This window comes from Lelliottia sp. SL45 (assembly GCF_026672535.1).
Classification (GTDB): domain Bacteria; phylum Pseudomonadota; class Gammaproteobacteria; order Enterobacterales; family Enterobacteriaceae; genus Enterobacter; species Enterobacter nimipressuralis.
On record NZ_JAPPRH010000003.1, the window covers coordinates 1,833,814 to 1,850,484 of the forward strand.

The window sequence follows — 16,671 nt, forward strand, 5'->3', positions numbered from 1 at the left end:
ATGCTCTCAGCGCTTTTTTCACGCTCCGCGGCCCGTGCCGCGGATTTTTCACATCTGGAGCAGGCAAGCGTTGAGTTCCGCGATGTGGTCAAACGCTACGGCGATCATCAGGTGCTGAAAGGCATTTCACTTCGCATTGATCCGGGGGAAGTGGTGGCGATTCTGGGGCCGTCCGGTTCCGGTAAGTCAACGCTGATTCGCCTCATCAATCAGCTGGAGTCCCTCAACGGCGGCGAGATCCTGATTGACGACAAACCTACCCGCAAGCTGACCGGCCCCGCCCTGCGCCAGCTTCGCAGCCGGGTGGGATTTGTGTTCCAGCAATTTAACCTTTACGCCCATCTGACCGCCAGCCAGAACATCAGTCTGGCGCTCGAGCATGTTCACGGCTGGAAAGCGCCGCAGGCGCAGGAGCGTGCCCTGACGCTGCTGGAGAAAGTTGGGATGGTGGAGAAAGCCAGCCACTACCCGGCCGAGCTTTCCGGCGGGCAGCAGCAGCGCGTGGCCATTGCCAGAGCGCTGGCCTCATCGCCGCAAATTATCCTGTTCGATGAGCCAACATCGGCCCTTGACCCGGAGATGATTGGTGAGGTCCTGCAGGTGATGAAGGCTCTCGCCCACAGCGGGATTACGATGATTGTGGTGACGCACGAGATGCAGTTTGCCCGCGAAATCGCCGACCGGGTGGTGTTCATTGACGGCGGACAGATTCTGGAGACCGCCCCGCCGGAGCAGTTTTTCCGTCATCCAGACCATCCTCGCGCCCGACAGTTCCTGCAAAAGGTGCTGAACCCGCTGCATCAGGAGCCATCCTGATGCCCGCCCTCGACTGGCAAGGGGTACTGACCGGACAGCCCTTGCAGTGGATGTTATCCGGTTTTCTGACCACCCTGTGGGTGACGCTCGCGGGGATGATCATCGCCAGCGTCTTCGCCATTCTGCTTTTGCTTCTCCGTCTGGCAGGCGGGAAAACGGGAAACGCTCTCGTGGCGGCGTGGGTCTCTCTGTTTCGCAACACGCCGTTACTGGTGCAGCTATTGTTCTGGTATTTCGCGGCCTGGAACGGGCTGCCGCAGGCACTTCGCAGTTTCATCAACGCCGATCACAGCTGGTCGATTCTGCCCGGGGACGTCTGGTGGTTTACACCGGAATTTCTCTGTTCCGCGTGGGGGCTGGGCGTGTTTACCTCCGCGTTCTTAATCGAGGAGATCGCCTCGGGATTGCAGGCGGTACCATCGGGGCAGCGACAGGCGGCGCTGGCGCAGGGGTTCTCCTCCTGGCGACTGTTCCGCTACATCCTGCTGCCTCAGGGGCTGGCAAACGCCTGGCAGCCGGTGGTCGGGCAGTATTTGAACTTAATGAAACTCTCCTCTCTTGCCAGCGGCATCGGCTTTGCCGAGCTGACCTATCAGGTGCGCCAGATTGAGAGCTATAACGCCCACGCGCTGGAAGCTTTTACCGTCGGCACCGTGCTGTATCTGCTGACGGGCGTGTTGCTGGGGCTGCTGCTGGTGAGGCTTGGGCCGTCCACTAAACGCCGCCCGCGTGCGCGTCATGCGGCTATCAACGCCGGGAGGGAACACGCATGATCGCCGGGCTGAATGTCATTATCGATAACCTGGATTATCTGCTCTGGGGACGGATGTCCGCCGGTCAACCTGGCGGGGTGTTGCTGACGCTGCTGATGGCGCTGGGAGCCGCGGTGCTGGCGCTGCCGGGCGGCATTGCACTCGCGGCGCTCGCCTGGCGGTTTCCGGGCCTCGTGCGCAACACGCTGTTTTTGTGGGCCGAGCTGATTCGCGGTATCCCGCTGATCTTCGTGATTTTCTGGATGTGGTATTTACTGCCGCTTTTAACGGGAGGCGATCTCCCCGGCGCGTTGACCGTAACCCTGGCGCTGGCGTGGTTTACTGCGGCCGCCGTGATGCACTCCGTGCTGGCCGGGTTGAGGGCATTGCCGGACGGGCAATTTGGGGCGGCGTTGACGCAGGGATTTGGTACGCAGCAGACGCTGTGGCTGATCCTGCTGCCGCAGGTGTTGCGCAATATACTGCCGTCTCTGTTGGGGATATTTATCAGTCTGCTGAAAGACACGTCGCTGGCTTTTATTGTCAACGTGCCGGAACTGACCACCGTTGCCGGCCAGGTGAACAACCGGGTGCAGATTTACCCGGCGGCCATTTTTATCTTTACCGGCGTGGTCTATTACCTGCTCTGCTGCTCGCTTGAGCAGATCGCTAAACGCTGGCGTTTCACCCCGCCAGCGCTTTAACCACCGTTTCCATCGCTTGCGTTGTCAGTTCACTGCGTTTCACGCGCTGGTTCGCCAGCGCGGTACGCAGCACGCCCGCAATGACGATATGCTTAGGCTCCTGCCCTAAATCCCGCATCTCAAGAACGACCTTCCCCACTACCCGGCACATTTCCTGATAAAGCGCGTCGTCTTTGGTCACATTGCCCATTGCTACCACTCCATTGCTTTAAAGGAGCAGCTTAAATGATTAACAGAATGGATACAAAAAAAGCCCGGCGATCGCTCGCCGGGCCTGGGTCTTATATCCAGGGATTAGTTGTTTACCGGGATCACAGCGCCTTTGTATTTGGTGCGGATCCAGTCCTGAATCTCTTTGGAGTGCAGCACGTCCACCAGCGCCACGATATCTTTCTTCTTCTCGTCGCCGCGATGTACGGTGATGATATTCGCATACGGGTTGTTCTCACCGCTCTCGACCGCGATCGGGTCGTGAACCGGGTCCAGACCTGCATCAATGGCGTAGTTGGCGTTAATCACGACCGCCGCGCCTTCGTCGTTGTTATACATCTGCGGCAGCAGAGAGGCTTCGACGTTCGGCGTGAACTGCAGTTTTTTCGGGTTTTCGACGATGTCGCTGATGCGCGCGGTCACTTTATCGATGCCTGGCTTCAGTTTGATCACGCCCTCTTTCTCGAAGATTGAGAGAATACGCCCCTCTTCGGAGACCGCATCACGCATGATGATTTTGCCGCCTTCCGGCAGATCTTTCAGGGATTTGTATTTTTTGGAGTAGATACCAATCGGCTCGATGTGAATCGCACCGGCACTGACGAAATCATAATCTTTGTCGCCCGCATGATCTTTCAGCACGCTGTTCAGGTAAGGAATGTGCTGGAAGTAGTTTGCGTCGATATCACGGCCTGCCAGCGCGGTGTTGGGCAGGATGTAGTCCTGGAAAGGTTTGATCTCCAAATCGATACCCTGTTTCGCCAGAATCGGCTTCGCCTGCTCCAGAATTTCAGCATGCGGGGTGTTGGACGCCCCTACGGTCAGTGTATCCGCCCAGGAGGCAAAGCTCAGGGCGCTCAGGGTTGCGGCGGCAATCAGTGTCAGTGTCTTTTTCATGATGTGGTTTCCTGTGTGTTTTATCGTTTATCTAACAGTGAAGTAATGACGTCGCCGCAGAACTGGATAATGAAAACGATGATCAAAATAGTCACCGTTGCCACCAGCGTGACATCACCGTGGTTGCGCTGGAATCCTTCCAGATAAGCCAAATTTCCCAAACCACCGGCGCCAATCACCCCCGCCATTGCGCTGTAGCTCACCAGTGCAATCAGCGTCACCGTAATGCCTGAGACCAGTGCAGGTGATGATTCCGGCAGTAAAACCCGAAGAATTAAGGTGCTCAGACGTGCGCCCATCGAACGCGTCGCCTCAATGACCCCTTTGTCCACTTCGCGCAGGGCGATCTCCACCAGACGCGCATAAAACGGTGCCGCGCCGACAATCAGCGCCGGGAGCGCGGCATTGGCCCCGAGAATCGTCCCGACGATGGTCTTGGTGAACGGGATCAGCAGGACAATCAAAATGATGAACGGAATCGAGCGGAAAACGTTCACCACAATCGAGATGACGCTGTAGACGGTGCGGTTGTGGAACAATCCGCCGCGCGCCGTCAGGAACAGCGCCAGCCCCAGGACAATCCCCAACACAAAGGTCGCGACGCCGGAGATCGCCGTCATGTAGAGCGTTTCCAGGGTGGCGGCCCATAGCTGGTCCCATTTCAGGTGCGGAAAAAGCGTCTCAGCCATGTTTAATTACCTCGCCATCAATATCGCTGTGCTTCAGGTCGGCGAGGATATTGTTCAGTTGCTCTTCGGATGCGACGACGTGCACCCATAATTGGCCGAAAACGCCGTGTGCCGTTTGCGTCATTTTGCCGTGTAGAATGTTAAACGGCAGGCCGTAACGCAGGGTCAGCTCCCCGACAATTGGCTTGTGGGTGCTGTGCCCGGTGAAGGTCAGGCGGATCACCGTGCCTTCCAGCTCGTTCGCCAGCTCCGGATTAAAAGCCTCTTCTTCGGTGTACTGGCTCACCTGGCGCACAAACTGCTGTGTGATCGGTTTTTGCGGATAGGTGAAAACGCCGAGGACATCGCCCTCTTCCACGACTTTGCCGTTTTCCATCACCGCCACGCGGTCGCAGATTTTGCGCACCACATGCATTTCGTGGGTGATCAGCACGATGGTGAGATTAAAACGACGGTTAATATCGAGCAGCAGATCGAGGATCTGATCCGTCGTTTGCGGGTCGAGGGCAGAGGTCGCTTCATCGCACAGCAGTACGTCCGGGTTATTTGCCAGCGCACGGGCAATGCCCACGCGCTGTTTCTGCCCGCCGCTGAGCTGCGACGGATAAGCATTCTCGCGGCCTTTCAGCCCCACCAGATCCACCAGCTCTGCAACGCGGGCGTTAATTTTGGCTTTCGGCACGCCCGCGATTTGCATTGAGAAGGCGATATTCTCCCTGACCGTACGCGACCAGAGCAGGTTGAAGTGCTGGAACACCATGCTAATTTTCAGGCGCGCCTGGCGCAGTGCTTCGCCTTTGGCCGAAGAGATCTCCTGGCCGCTGATGGTCACGCTGCCCGAGGTCGGCTTTTCCAGTCCGTTCAGCAGGCGAATCAGCGTACTTTTTCCGGCGCCGCTGTAGCCGATAATCCCGTAAATCTGCCCCTGTTCAATCGTCAAATTGACGTTATCAACGGCGGTAAGTGCCACTTTTCCGTTGTCAAAAACCTTCGAAATATTCCTGAGAACAATCATTATTTTTCGTTATCCGTTACGCATATAGCGGTTTAGCAGTATGGATGTCCAAACGATAGTAATCAGACGTTATGATGTTTTAAATGAACAAAATCGAATGTCTTATAACGCTGAGTAATATGTGGCGTGGCGACTGGGCGCAGGATGATTAGCTTATTTTCGGCAATGATTATCTGCACAATGCATATGTGGCAGCGTCTGGGGCGCAAAAACGGTCATTTTTGCCGCATTTTCTCCTTATATAGCCATCCTCACATCCAGAGCACTTTACGGCTTGCTGTCTTAACTGCCAAATTAGCCATTTATATTACTTTCCGTTCTAACAGGCAGTGAAACGTTCTTTCTTGAGGAAATTTCATAGTCCTATCATCCAGCCATGTCTCTGTTAAGGAAAAGACCATGGCGATTTATCACTCCGTGACTGAACTGATTGGCCGCACGCCGCTCATCCAGTTGCACAAGCTGGATACCGGCCTGTGCTCGCTGTTTTTAAAACTCGAAAACCAGAATCCTGGCGGCTCGATTAAGGACCGCGTGGCCCTGTCGATGATCAACGAAGCCGAGCGCAAAGGGCTGCTCGCACCGGGCGGCACCATTATTGAGGCTACGGCGGGCAATACCGGGCTGGGGCTGGCACTGATTGCGGCGCAAAAAGGCTATGCGCTGGTGCTGGTGGTACCGGACAAAATGAGCCGCGAGAAAATTTTTCATCTGCGCGCGCTGGGCGCTCAGGTGGTGCTGACGCGCTCCGACGTCAACAAAGGCCACCCGGCCTACTATCAGGACTACGCGAAGCGGCTGGCGCAGGAGATCCCTGGCAGCTTCTATATTGACCAGTTCAATAACGAGGCCAACCCGCTGGCGCACAGCACCTCTACTGCGCCCGAGCTGTTTGAACAGCTGGACGGCAGGATCGACGCGATTGTGGTTGGCGTAGGATCCGGCGGTACGCTCGGCGGGCTGCAGGCGTGGTTTGCGCAGCACTCTCCGCACACGGAGTTTGTGCTGGCCGACCCGGCGGGTTCAGTGCTGGCAGATCAGGTGGAGTCGGGCCGCCACCATGACGCGGGTTCGTGGCTGGTCGAGGGGATCGGCGAAGACTTCATTCCGCCTCTGGCGCACATCGAAGGCGTACATCAGGCCTATCGCGTCACCGACCGCGAAGCCTTCACCACCGCCCGCGACCTGCTAAAAACCGAAGGCATTCTGGCCGGCTCCTCCAGCGGCACCCTGCTGGCGGCGGCGCTGCGCTATTGCCAGGCGCAAACCATCCCGAAACGGGTGGTGACCTTTGCCTGCGACAGCGGGAATAAGTATCTGTCGAAAATGTTCAACGACGACTGGATGCGCCAGCAGGGGCTGATCTCCCGCCCGCAAACCGGCGATCTCTCTGATTATATCGCCCTGCGTCACGACGAAGGCGCGACCGTTACTGCCGCTCCGGATGACACCCTGGCGACCGTGCTGGCGCGTATGCGGCTGTACGATATCTCTCAGCTGCCGGTTTTAGAGAACGGTCAGGTGGTGGGCATTGTCGACGAATGGGATCTGGTCAGCCATATCGCGGGGGACGGCGAGCGTTTCGCCCTGCCCGTCACCGAGGCAATGACCCGCAACGTCGAGGTGCTCGACAAACATGCCTCTGAGAGCGCGCTGAAACCGATCTTTGACCGCGGTCTCGTGGCCGTGATTAACGACCGCGATCGCTTTCTGGGCCTGATAACGCGCAGCGATGTCCTCACCGTGTGGCGCAACCGTCTCCAACACTAAGGAACAATAATGATGAAAAACCTGGCAACCTTGAGCGTCCACAGCGGCGAGTTTAACGATCAGCACGGCGCGGTGATGCCGCCCATTTACGCCACCTCGACATTTGCGCAACCGTCTCCCGGCGAACATACGGGCTACGAGTATTCCCGCAGCGGTAATCCGACGCGCCATGCGCTGGAAACGGCGATTGCCGAGCTGGAGAGCGGAACGCGCGGCTATGCCTTTGCCTCCGGTCTGGCGGCGATCTCTACCGTGCTGGAGCTGCTGGATAAAGACAGCCACATCGTTGCCATCGACGATGTCTACGGCGGCACATATCGCCTGATTGAAAACGTGCGCAAACGCAGCACGGGATTGCAGGTGAGCTGGGTGAAACCTGGCGATTTATCGGCGCTTGAAGCGGCAATCCGCCCCGATACCAAAATGATCTGGGTGGAAACCCCGACTAACCCTTTGCTGAAACTGGTGGATCTCGCGGCTATCGCAGAGATTGCGCGTCGCCATCGCATCATTAGCGTGGCGGATAATACCTTTGCCTCTCCGGTGATCCATCGTCCGCTGGAGTTGGGTTTTGATATCGTCGTCCATTCCGCGACGAAATATCTCAACGGCCACTCTGACGTGGTGGCGGGCCTGGCGGTGGTGGGCGACAATCGCGAACTCGCTGACCAGCTGGGCTATCTGCAAAACGCCGTCGGCGGCGTGCTCGACCCGTTTAGCAGCTTCCTGACCCTGCGTGGCATGCGTACCCTCGCCCTGCGGGTGGAAAAACACAGCGCCAACGCGCTGGCGATTGCGCAATGGCTGGAGCAGCACCCGGCGGTCGAAAAAGTGTGGTTCCCTTGGCTGGAATCTCATCCGCATTACCAGCTGGCGCGCACGCAGATGGCCCTGCCGGGCGGGATGATTTCCGTGGTCGTCAAAGGTGATGCGCAACAGGCCACCGCAATTATCCGCAAGCTGAAACTCTTTACCCTCGCCGAGAGCCTGGGCGGCGTGGAAAGCCTGGTCAGCCAGCCCTACAGCATGACCCATGCGTCGATTCCGCTGGAGCAGCGGTTAGCCAACGGCATCGTTCCGCAGCTGATTCGTTTGTCCGTCGGGATTGAAGATACCCACGATCTGATCGCAGACCTCGAACAAGCGCTGAAAAATTAAGCGAAATGCGGCAGACGTTCCCTCTGCCGCAACAAGATAGCGTTTAGCCTTAACGCGTTGATAACAATCTTTTGTGAAACTGCACAGAATCTTTTTGAAACACCGTTTCCATTTTCCTTTTATCTGAAAATCAGCGTATAATGCGCGCCTAATCCCTGGGTGAATGGTTTCAGCGCTTGGAATACAAAAAACAACGTACAACTTCTCCTCTCCTTCGTTGGGCCAAGACTCAGGCACACTTTCTTCTGCACGCTCATTTGATGTCACCTATCCTTAGTGCGTGTCATTTAAAATTTCGCTACACAGGTTTGACTCTGCGGCAGTGCGCCCCCGGAGCGAGATTTCCATATCCTTCCCAACTTAAAGACTAAGACTGTCATGAAAAAGACGAAAATTGTTTGCACCATCGGCCCGAAAACCGAATCTGAAGAGATGCTGAGCAAAATGCTGGACGCCGGCATGAACGTAATGCGTCTGAACTTCTCTCACGGCGACTATGCTGAACACGGCCAACGTATTCAGAACTTGCGCAACGTGATGAGCAAGACCGGTAAAAAAGCAGCGATCCTGCTGGATACCAAAGGCCCGGAAATCCGTACCATCAAACTGGAAGGCGGCAACGACGTCTCCCTGAAAGCGGGTCAGACCTTCACCTTCACAACCGACAAATCCGTTGTAGGTAACAACGAAATCGTGGCTGTGACGTACGAAGGTTTCACCACCGACCTGTCCGTTGGCAACACCGTGCTGGTGGATGACGGCCTGATCGGTATGGAAGTGACCGCTATCGAAGGCAAAAACGTTGTTTGTAAAGTGCTGAACAACGGCGACCTGGGCGAGAACAAGGGCGTTAACCTGCCAGGCGTTTCCATCGCACTGCCAGCCCTGGCTGAAAAAGACAAACAAGACCTGATCTTCGGTTGCGAGCAAGGCGTTGATTTCGTTGCAGCGTCCTTTATCCGTAAACGTTCCGACGTGACCGAAATCCGTGAGCACCTGAAAGCCCACGGCGGCGAGAAGATCCAGATCATCTCCAAAATCGAAAACCAGGAAGGCCTGAACAACTTCGACGAAATCCTCGAAGCGTCTGACGGCATCATGGTTGCTCGTGGCGATCTGGGCGTTGAAATCCCGGTTGAAGAAGTGATCTTCGCGCAGAAGATGATGATCGAGAAGTGTGTGCGTGCACGTAAAGTGGTTATCACTGCCACGCAGATGCTCGACTCTATGATCAAAAACCCACGCCCTACCCGCGCAGAAGCCGGTGACGTGGCGAACGCCATCCTCGACGGTACCGATGCCGTGATGCTGTCTGGCGAATCCGCAAAAGGTAAATACCCGCTGGAAGCCGTGACCATCATGGCTACCATCTGCGAGCGTACGGACCGCGTCATGACCAGCCGTCTGGATAACAGCAACGACAGCCGTAAACTGCGTATCACCGAAGCCGTTTGCCGTGGTGCCGTTGAAACCGCTGAGAAACTGGATGCACCGCTGATCGTGGTGGCGACCCAGGGCGGTAAATCCGCTAAAGCCGTGCGTAAATACTTCCCGAACGCCACCATCCTGGCGCTGACCACCAACGAAACCACTGCTCGTCAGCTGGTTCTGAGCAAAGGCGTGATCCCACACCTGGTGAAAGAGATCGCGTCTACCGACGATTTCTACCGTCTGGGTAAAGAAGTGGCTCTGCAGCTGGTTGATTGTGGTCTGGCACGTAAAGGTGACGTTGTGGTGATGGTTTCTGGTGCGCTGGTACCAAGCGGAACGACCAATACGGCATCTGTTCACGTCCTGTAATCATTATCAAACGAATTGATTTGCTAAAAAAGCGCCTCCGGGCGCTTTTTTTATTTATGGCTTTAGCCATGTTTATTCAAAATGCAAATCGAGTTTTTCTATTTAAGAGCGATTTATCTAAGATGAATCCGATGAAAAATGTCTTTTTTAACATAGCTTTTTCGGCAAAAGGGGCAGATTCGTTGTTTCTTTGAGCGAACGATCAAAAATAGGTGTATTCCCATCAAAAAAATATTCTCAACATAAAAAACTTTGTGTAATACTTGTAACGCTACATGGAGATTAACTCAATCTAGAGGGTATTAATAATGAATCGTACTAAACTGGTACTGGGCGCGGTAATCCTGGCTTCTACTATGCTGGCTGGTTGTTCTAGCAATGCTAAAATCGACCAACTGTCTTCTGACGTTCAGACTCTGAACGCTAAAGTTGACCAGCTGAGCAACGACGTGAACGCAATCCGTTCTGACGTTCAGGCTGCTAAAGACGACGCAGCACGCGCTAACCAGCGTCTGGACAACCAGGCTACTAAATACCGTAAGTAATAGTACCTGTTAATAAAATGGCGCACATTGTGCGCCATTTTTTTTGCCTGTTATTCGCCCTACTGCATGACCACCTCTTTCTCGCCTTCAGACACCGCGTCTGATGAGCGACTGTTCTGCACCGACAGCACCGGATTCGCCACCGAGGCGGATGGGCCGTTTCCCGCAGAGACCGCAACCGGAATACCCGCTCGGCGCGACAGTGCTTTATCAATCAGCACTTTGTCATTACCCTCCAGCGACGCAAAGGACGCAAAGCCCGCGTTGTGCACGATTGGCGTGGTTTGCGGGTTCTCCCCTTCGACCTGAGCCAGCGGGCGATGTACTTCCACATAGCGTCTGCCATCGGGTTCAACGGAAAACTTCACCGGCTCGTTGATAATCTGCACGCGGGTCCCCACGCGCGCCTGAGCGAACAACGCTTTAATGTCCGGCGCATTCATGCGCATACAGCCGGAGCTGACGCGCAGACCGACACTGTCCGGCGCGCTGGTGCCATGAATCAGATACTCCCCGTTCCCTATCCCCAGACGCAGCGCAAAGCGCCCCAGCGGGTTGTTAGGCCCTGCCGGGACCACAGGCGGCAATTTGATACCTTGCGCCAGAGAACGCGCTCTGATGCCCGGTGTAGGCGTCCAGGTTGGATTCGGGATTTTCTGGCTCACGCGCGTGGTGCTGACCGGCGTCTCCAGCCCCAACTGGCCAATGCCTAAAGGATAAACCTGAACGATATTCTCCCCCGGCGGGAAGTAGTAGAGCCGCAGCTCGGCCAGGTTCACCACGATGCCCTCGCGCGGCGTATCCGGCAGCAGCATTTGCGACGGAATGGTAATCACCGTCCCGGGCGCGGGATAGACCGGTGCAATCGTATTATTGGTTTCGAGGATCAGTTGCGCCGCGGTATTAAATCGACGGGCAATCGCCTGCAAATTTTTGTCCCCTTCCTGGATAGCGTAGGTTTGATTTTGACCAATAAGGCGGCTGCCCGCTGGCGGCAACGGATAATCCATCGCGCTGGCAGAATTAAGGCCACCGAAAGTGCTGAGCAGTAAAAGTGTAATTATCGACGCGCGCTTCATGCTGAGATTCCTTATTCACTGACAGAACGCCAGAAAGCCGAAAAACCAGCGAGGTGGGAGCCACCTCGCGTAACAGAATGAATGCAGTCTTTTTAGTTTAGCTAATGTTGGACGCTTTGGAGCGGATTGCGCGGATCATCGCTTCCAGCCCCTGGGATCGGGAGGGGGTTAAATGTTGCGCCAGCGACATTTTTTCAAACCACGGGCGCACGTCAAAGGCCACAATGTCCTGAGCGGACATCTGGTGATACAGGATAAATACGACGGCAACCAGCCCTTTCACAATGGCAGCATCGCTGTCGCCCTGCAATTCAATCACGCCGTCGTCGGTCTGGCGCATCACAATCCAGACCTGGCTCTGACAGCCCTGGATAATGTTCTCCGGGCTGTGTGCTGCTTCGCTGAGCGCAGGTAAACGCTGTCCCAGCTCGATGATGTACAGGTATTTCTCTTCCCAGTTGGCGCAACGGGTAAAGTTACGCAACAGTTTGTCTCTGTCCGGCAACGCGGCCATGTCTTGCCTCTCTTAGCCCAGCAGGTGATGGATACGTTTCAGTCCTGTCACCAGCCTGTCGATCTCTTCCGTTGTGTTATACATCACCAGCGACGCGCGGCACATGGCCGGGACCTGGTAAAACGCCATCAGCGGCATCGCGCAGTGGTGCCCGGTGCGCACGGCCACGCCGTAGTTATCCAGGAAACTCCCCACGTCGTAGGCGTGATGTTGACCCAGATTAAAGGCAATGACCCCTTTACGCGAATCCGGTCCGTAGAGCGTCAGATCCGGCACGCTGGCCAGCTCCGCCAGCGCATAGCGCATCAGCGTCTGTTCGTACTCGGCAATCGCATCCAGCCCAATCGCTGATACGTACTCCACTGCCGCACCCAGTCCGATAATTCCGCCCGTGTTCGGCGTCCCGGCCTCAAAGCGCCACGGCGCTTTAGCGTAGGTCGTGCCCTGCGTCAGGCTGACGGTGGCGATCATCGACCCGCCCCCTTCCCACGGCGGCATCGCCTGCAGGATATCCTCTTTCACGTACAGCACGCCAATCCCGGTCGGACCATACAGTTTGTGGCCGGAGAAGACGTAAAAATCGCAGTCCAGCGCCTGTACGTCGGTAGCGTGATGCATCACCGCCTGCGCGCCATCCACCAACACTTTCGCACCGGCCTGATGCGCTTTGGCGATGATCTCGGCCACCGGGTTTTCGGTGCCAAGCACGTTGGAAATCTGGGTAATCGCCACCAGCCGCGTACGGTCGTCGAGCAGGGTATCCAGCAGCTCCAGCTGCAACGTCCCGTCCTGATTGAGCGGGATCACGCGCAGTTGTGCCCCCACACGCTCGCAGAGCATCTGCCACGGCACGATATTGGCGTGATGCTCCATCTGGGTGATGATGATGTTGTCACCCGCATGCACCTGCGCACTGCCCCAGCTGTTGGCCACCAGGTTGATGCCTTCAGTGGTGCCGCGCACGAACACCAGCTCTTCCGGTGAACGGGCGTTGAGGAAGGTCGCAAGGTGCGTGCGCACGTTTTCCATCCGCTGCGTCGCTTCGGCGCTAAGGGTATGAATACCGCGATGCACCGCCGCATAGCCGTGGCGATAAAACTCCGCCTCGGCGTCAATCACCTGATTCGGCTTCTGCGCGCTGGCCGCGCTGTCGAGATAGGCAAGCGGCAGACCGTTCACTTCACGGGTCAGGACGGGAAAATCCGCCCGCACTTTCTCTACGGGAAAACTCATGCTTCGCCTCCTGGCAAACGCTGACCAATGCGTGCCAGCACCTGCTGTTTCAGGGTTTCATCGCGCAGCGCTTCCGTCAGCTCCGCGGCGAACGCGTAGATGATCATCTTCTGCGCCGCCTGCTTGTTGATACCACGCGAGCGCAGATAGAACATCTGTTCATCGTCGATACGTCCAACCGTCGCCCCGTGGCTGCACTTGACGTCATCGGCATAAATTTCGAGCTGCGGCTTGGTGTCGACTTCCGCCAGACGGCCCAGCAGCAGATTGTTGTTCGTCATCTGCCCGTCGGTTTTGATGGCGTGTTGCGCCACGTTAATCAGGCCGTTAAACACCGCCCGCCCTTTGTCATTGGCGATGACTTTATGCATCTGGCGACTGTTACAGTAGCCTTTGTTGTGCTCAAGCCAGGTACGGGTATCGCACACTTCCGACTTCACCGGCATCGCCAGGCTGTTCATGCGCAACGTGGTGTTCTCGCCGTTAAGCTGCGTGCTGGTGTTGTGGCGCAGCACCGCCCCGCCGAGCAGGAAGCTGTGGCTGTACGCCGCCGCATCCGGGCCAATCAGCATGTCGTTGTGGGCAAAGTGATGGCTCACCGGGTTTTCAAACGCCAGCTTGATGTGATGCAGCTGGGCATTGGCCGCCACGTTCATCGTCAGGCGCGCGCCGGTAAAGTGTCTGGTCTCATTCAGGCTGACGTAATGTTCGATAAGGGTCGCTTCCGCCCCCTCAGCCAGGTCAAGATGATGACGATAGTGGGCCGTATTGACCTCTTCGCCCTCCAGCCCCTGCGTGATGTGTAAAAGCAGCAGCGGTTTCGCCGGGCGCTGATTACGCTTCACGCGGATATGCGTCACGCCTGACGCCAGGCTTTCGGTCAGATGCAGGAACACTTCCGGCTGCACCGGCGCAGGCAGAGACTGGCGCTGGTCATTGATCTCAACGTCAAACCCGCTGCCCTCAGTGCTGTCGCTCAGTTCCGGGTTATAACGCCCATCAACAAACACCAGACGTACGGCGTCAATATTCAGCGCCAGCGCATCGCGCTGGGCTGGCGTGACATCCGCCAGACGCGTGACAAACTGACTGTTGAGCAAGCCGTCCAGCGGCGTGTACTTCCAGTTTTCATGTTTGCGCGTCGGCAGACCGAGACGCAGCATCTGCTGCAGGTGCTGTTGCGCCTGTTCAGATCGCGTTTCGCCCTGGGTTTCAAACAGGCGATGCCACTGCTGCAGTGCGTTACTGCTGTTCGGTAAGCCAGCCATAGCCCTGCTCCTCCAGTTGTTTGACCAGAGTAAAATCGCCGGATTTAACGATGCGGCCCTGATACAGCACGTGGACGTAATCCGGTTTGATATAGTCAAGAATGCGCTGATAGTGGGTGACGATAATGAACGAACGTTTGCCGTCGCGCAGGGAGTTCACGCCGTCAGCAACAATTTTCAGCGCATCAATGTCCAGACCGGAGTCCGTTTCATCCAGAATACACAGCTCCGGCTCCAGCACCGCCATCTGCAAGATATCGTTACGTTTTTTCTCGCCACCGGAGAAGCCGACGTTCACAGAACGGGTCAGCAAATCTTCCGGCATTTTCAGCAGTTTGATCTTCTCTTCCATCAGATCCTGGAAGTCAAAGCGGTCCAGCTCCTCTTCTCCACGGTATTTGCGCACCGCGTTGAGGGAGGTTTGCAGGAAGAACTGGTTGCTGACGCCCGGGATTTCGACCGGATACTGGAAGGCCATAAAGATGCCTTCACCGGCGCGATCTTCCGGGGAGAGTTCCAGCAGATCTTTGCCCTTAAACTCGACGGACCCGCCGACCACTTCATAATCTTCACGCCCGGCCAGCGTCGCGGAGAGCGTACTTTTCCCGGAGCCGTTTGGCCCCATAATGGCGTGCACTTCACCCGGACGGACGTCAATATTCAGCCCACGCAGGATCGCTTTATCTTCCACACTGACCTGTAAATCTTTAATGCTTAACATGTTTTTTCCTTAACCGACGCTGTGCTCAAGGCTAATCGCGAGTAATTTTTGTGCTTCTACGGCAAATTCCAGCGGCAGCTCAGAGAACACGTCCTTGCAGAAGCCGTTTACAATCATCGAAATCGCATCTTCTTCGCTGATCCCGCGCTGCAGGCAGTAGAACAGCTGGTCTTCGCCGATGCGCGAAGTGGTGGCCTCGTGCTCAAGCTGGGCGCTGTTGTTGCGACACTCCACGTACGGGAAGGTGTGCGCCCCGCAGTCGGTGCCGATCAGCATCGAATCACACTGGGTGAAGTTACGGGCGTTGGTTGCCGTCGGCATGATTTTCACCAGGCCGCGATAGCTGTTCTGGCTGTGCCCGGCAGAAATGCCTTTCGAAATGATCGTCGATTTGGTGTTTTTACCGATGTGGATCATCTTGGTCCCGGTATCGGCCTGCTGATGGCCGCTGGTGAGCGCCACGGAGTAGAACTCACCGATCGAGTTATCGCCGCGCAGAATACAGCTCGGGTATTTCCAGGTGATCGCCGAACCGGTCTCGGACTGGGTCCAGGACATTTTGCTGTTTTCACCTTCGCACAGGGCGCGCTTGGTCACGAAGTTCAGGATGCCGCCCGTATTACCGTCACCAGGGAACCAGTTTTGCACCGTGGAGTATTTCACTTCGGCGTCTTTGTGAATGATCACCTCAACCACCGCCGCGTGCAGCTGATAGCTGTCGCGCACGGGCGCAGAACACCCTTCGATATAGCTCACGTAGCTGCCTTCGTCGGCCACCAGAATGGTGCGCTCGAACTGGCCGGTTTTTTCCGCGTTGATGCGGAAATAGGTCGACAGCTCCATCGGACAACGCACGCCTTTCGGCACATAGATAAAGGTGCCGTCGGAGGCGACCGCCGCGTTCAGCGCCGCAAAGAAGTTATCGTTGCTCGGCACCACGGTACCGATGTATTTCTTCACCAGTTCCGGGTGATCGTGAATGGCTTCGCCAAAGGAGCAGAAGATAATGCCCTGCTCGGCCAGCTTGCCTCGGTAGGTGGTGGCAACGGAAACGGAGTCAAAAATGGCGTCGACGGCCACTTCACGTCCTTCGCGCACCGGCACACCGAGCTGCTCGAAGGCCTCTTCCACCTCTTTGCTCAGGAACGTGTTGGCACCCGTCTGCTGTACGGCACCCGGCTGAGACGCGCAGGTGTCATCACAGCTGCCGCAGGATGGCGCGGAGTAGTAGCTGTAGTCCTGATAGTTGAGCTTATCGTAATGCGCTTTCAGCCAGTGGGGTTCTTCCATTTCCAGCCAGGCGCGAAACGCGCTCAGGCGAAATTCGAGCATCCACTCCGGCTCATTACGTTTGGCCGAAATCGCGCGCACCACCTCTTCGTTGATGCCTTTCGCCAGTTCGTCCGTTTGCAGGTGGGTGAAAAAGCCCTCTTTATAGTTGAGGTGCCCGCCACTCCAGGTGTTCACATCGTCAGTTGCTTCAGTATTACGAGACATAGT

At 56.4% G+C, this 16,671-nt stretch carries 18 protein-coding genes; 8 read left to right on the top strand and 10 right to left on the bottom strand.

The genetic code is table 11. The features are described from left to right. Genes OVA10_RS14910 through OVA10_RS14920 form a run of 3 tightly spaced genes read left to right on the top strand, consistent with a single transcriptional unit; the run spans nt 1 to nt 2,272 of the window. Nucleotides 1-816 carry an amino acid ABC transporter ATP-binding protein gene (locus tag OVA10_RS14910; protein ID WP_268196238.1) on the top strand — a complete coding sequence of 272 codons (816 nt, stop codon included), beginning with the start codon at nt 1-3 and terminating at the stop codon, nt 814-816. Then, nucleotides 816-1,589 carry an amino acid ABC transporter permease gene (locus OVA10_RS14915; protein WP_248860077.1) on the top strand — a complete coding sequence of 258 codons (774 nt, stop codon included), beginning with the start codon at nt 816-818 and terminating at the stop codon, nt 1,587-1,589. Before OVA10_RS14910 ends, OVA10_RS14915 begins: the two co-directional genes overlap by 1 nt. After that, entirely contained in the window at nt 1,586-2,272 is a 687-nt protein-coding gene (locus OVA10_RS14920) for an amino acid ABC transporter permease (protein ID WP_268196239.1), read from the top strand. The genes OVA10_RS14915 and OVA10_RS14920 overlap by 4 nt, the downstream gene beginning before the upstream one ends. On the opposite strand, the gene fumD is transcribed toward OVA10_RS14920, so the two are convergent. The 4 genes from fumD to OVA10_RS14940 form a co-directional block, all read right to left on the bottom strand. Then, the gene (gene fumD, locus OVA10_RS14925; protein WP_014069945.1) at nt 2,253-2,462 is read right to left on the bottom strand and encodes a fumarate hydratase FumD; all 210 of its coding nucleotides are present in this window, start codon (nt 2,460-2,462) and stop codon (nt 2,253-2,255) included. The genes OVA10_RS14920 and fumD overlap by 20 nt on opposite strands. Nucleotides 2,463-2,566: 104 nt before the next feature. Further along, a complete protein-coding gene (locus OVA10_RS14930; RefSeq protein ID WP_006174916.1) occupies nt 2,567-3,379 on the bottom strand; it encodes a MetQ/NlpA family ABC transporter substrate-binding protein in 813 nt (270 codons plus the stop codon). Nucleotides 3,380-3,399: 20 nt separating this feature from the next. Beyond that, nucleotides 3,400-4,068, bottom strand: coding sequence for a methionine ABC transporter permease (locus OVA10_RS14935; RefSeq protein ID WP_181827773.1), 669 nt, complete (start codon nt 4,066-4,068; stop codon nt 3,400-3,402). Beyond that, entirely contained in the window at nt 4,061-5,083 is a 1,023-nt protein-coding gene (locus OVA10_RS14940) for a methionine ABC transporter ATP-binding protein (protein ID WP_268196240.1), read from the bottom strand. The genes OVA10_RS14935 and OVA10_RS14940 overlap by 8 nt, the downstream gene beginning before the upstream one ends. Nucleotides 5,084-5,482: 399 nt before the next feature. Here OVA10_RS14940 and OVA10_RS14945 point away from each other — a divergent pair, with 399 nt between their 5' ends. The 5 genes from OVA10_RS14945 to OVA10_RS14960 all read left to right on the top strand — a co-directional run bounded on the left by OVA10_RS14945 (nt 5,483) and on the right by OVA10_RS14960 (nt 10,356). After that, nucleotides 5,483-6,853 (top strand): cystathionine beta-synthase, encoded by a 1,371-nt coding sequence (locus OVA10_RS14945; RefSeq protein ID WP_268196241.1) that lies wholly within the window; start codon nt 5,483-5,485, stop codon nt 6,851-6,853. A gap of 12 nt (nt 6,854-6,865) precedes the next feature. Continuing rightward, a complete protein-coding gene (locus OVA10_RS14950; protein WP_268196900.1) occupies nt 6,866-8,011 on the top strand; it encodes a trans-sulfuration enzyme family protein in 1,146 nt (381 codons plus the stop codon). A gap of 176 nt (nt 8,012-8,187) precedes the next feature. Then, the gene (gene ynhH / locus OVA10_RS26165) at nt 8,188-8,382 is read left to right on the top strand and encodes a protein YnhH (RefSeq protein WP_429208668.1); all 195 of its coding nucleotides are present in this window, start codon (nt 8,188-8,190) and stop codon (nt 8,380-8,382) included. Between the two features lie 7 nt (nt 8,383-8,389). After that, a complete protein-coding gene (pykF, locus tag OVA10_RS14955; protein ID WP_100780441.1) occupies nt 8,390-9,811 on the top strand; it encodes a pyruvate kinase PykF in 1,422 nt (473 codons plus the stop codon). A gap of 308 nt (nt 9,812-10,119) precedes the next feature. Continuing rightward, on the top strand, nt 10,120-10,356 hold the full coding sequence (locus tag OVA10_RS14960) for a major outer membrane lipoprotein (RefSeq protein ID WP_095281761.1): 237 nt from the start codon (nt 10,120-10,122) through the stop codon (nt 10,354-10,356). 59 nt (nt 10,357-10,415) lie between these two features. Here the strand turns inward: OVA10_RS14960 and ldtE are convergent, their stop codons facing one another. From ldtE to sufB, 6 genes are all read right to left on the bottom strand, one after another. Beyond that, nucleotides 10,416-11,435, bottom strand: coding sequence for a L,D-transpeptidase LdtE (ldtE, locus tag OVA10_RS14965; RefSeq protein ID WP_181827771.1), 1,020 nt, complete (start codon nt 11,433-11,435; stop codon nt 10,416-10,418). A 97-nt stretch (nt 11,436-11,532) separates the two neighbouring features. Next, nucleotides 11,533-11,949, bottom strand: a complete 417-nt coding sequence (gene sufE, locus OVA10_RS14970; RefSeq protein WP_100780443.1) for a cysteine desulfuration protein SufE — start codon at nt 11,947-11,949, stop codon at nt 11,533-11,535. Nucleotides 11,950-11,961: 12 nt separating this feature from the next. After that, the gene (gene sufS, locus OVA10_RS14975) at nt 11,962-13,182 is read right to left on the bottom strand and encodes a cysteine desulfurase SufS (protein ID WP_181827770.1); all 1,221 of its coding nucleotides are present in this window, start codon (nt 13,180-13,182) and stop codon (nt 11,962-11,964) included. Next, the gene (gene sufD / locus OVA10_RS14980; RefSeq protein WP_102103531.1) at nt 13,179-14,450 is read right to left on the bottom strand and encodes a Fe-S cluster assembly protein SufD; all 1,272 of its coding nucleotides are present in this window, start codon (nt 14,448-14,450) and stop codon (nt 13,179-13,181) included. Before sufD ends, sufS begins: the two co-directional genes overlap by 4 nt. Further along, on the bottom strand, nt 14,425-15,171 hold the full coding sequence (gene sufC / locus OVA10_RS14985; RefSeq protein WP_095281756.1) for a Fe-S cluster assembly ATPase SufC: 747 nt from the start codon (nt 15,169-15,171) through the stop codon (nt 14,425-14,427). The genes sufD and sufC overlap by 26 nt, the downstream gene beginning before the upstream one ends. A 9-nt stretch (nt 15,172-15,180) precedes the next feature. Then, nucleotides 15,181-16,668 (bottom strand): Fe-S cluster assembly protein SufB, encoded by a 1,488-nt coding sequence (sufB, locus tag OVA10_RS14990; RefSeq protein ID WP_129034433.1) that lies wholly within the window; start codon nt 16,666-16,668, stop codon nt 15,181-15,183. Nucleotides 16,669-16,671: the final 3 nt, after the last annotated feature.

Coding starts and splice junctions, on each gene's coding strand:
- OVA10_RS14910 (WP_268196238.1), top strand. CDS start 1: ATGCTCTCAGCGCTTTTTTCACGCTCCGCGGCCCGTGCCGCGGATTTT.
- OVA10_RS14915 (WP_248860077.1), top strand. CDS start 816: ATGCCCGCCCTCGACTGGCAAGGGGTACTGACCGGACAGCCCTTGCAG.
- OVA10_RS14920 (WP_268196239.1), top strand. CDS start 1,586: ATGATCGCCGGGCTGAATGTCATTATCGATAACCTGGATTATCTGCTC.
- fumD (WP_014069945.1), bottom strand. CDS start 2,462: ATGGGCAATGTGACCAAAGACGACGCGCTTTATCAGGAAATGTGCCGG.
- OVA10_RS14930 (WP_006174916.1), bottom strand. CDS start 3,379: ATGAAAAAGACACTGACACTGATTGCCGCCGCAACCCTGAGCGCCCTG.
- OVA10_RS14935 (WP_181827773.1), bottom strand. CDS start 4,068: ATGGCTGAGACGCTTTTTCCGCACCTGAAATGGGACCAGCTATGGGCC.
- OVA10_RS14940 (WP_268196240.1), bottom strand. CDS start 5,083: ATGATTGTTCTCAGGAATATTTCGAAGGTTTTTGACAACGGAAAAGTG.
- OVA10_RS14945 (WP_268196241.1), top strand. CDS start 5,483: ATGGCGATTTATCACTCCGTGACTGAACTGATTGGCCGCACGCCGCTC.
- OVA10_RS14950 (WP_268196900.1), top strand. CDS start 6,866: ATGAAAAACCTGGCAACCTTGAGCGTCCACAGCGGCGAGTTTAACGAT.
- pykF (WP_100780441.1), top strand. CDS start 8,390: ATGAAAAAGACGAAAATTGTTTGCACCATCGGCCCGAAAACCGAATCT.
- OVA10_RS14960 (WP_095281761.1), top strand. CDS start 10,120: ATGAATCGTACTAAACTGGTACTGGGCGCGGTAATCCTGGCTTCTACT.
- ldtE (WP_181827771.1), bottom strand. CDS start 11,435: ATGAAGCGCGCGTCGATAATTACACTTTTACTGCTCAGCACTTTCGGT.
- sufE (WP_100780443.1), bottom strand. CDS start 11,949: ATGGCCGCGTTGCCGGACAGAGACAAACTGTTGCGTAACTTTACCCGT.
- sufS (WP_181827770.1), bottom strand. CDS start 13,182: ATGAGTTTTCCCGTAGAGAAAGTGCGGGCGGATTTTCCCGTCCTGACC.
- sufD (WP_102103531.1), bottom strand. CDS start 14,450: ATGGCTGGCTTACCGAACAGCAGTAACGCACTGCAGCAGTGGCATCGC.
- sufC (WP_095281756.1), bottom strand. CDS start 15,171: ATGTTAAGCATTAAAGATTTACAGGTCAGTGTGGAAGATAAAGCGATC.
- sufB (WP_129034433.1), bottom strand. CDS start 16,668: ATGTCTCGTAATACTGAAGCAACTGACGATGTGAACACCTGGAGTGGC.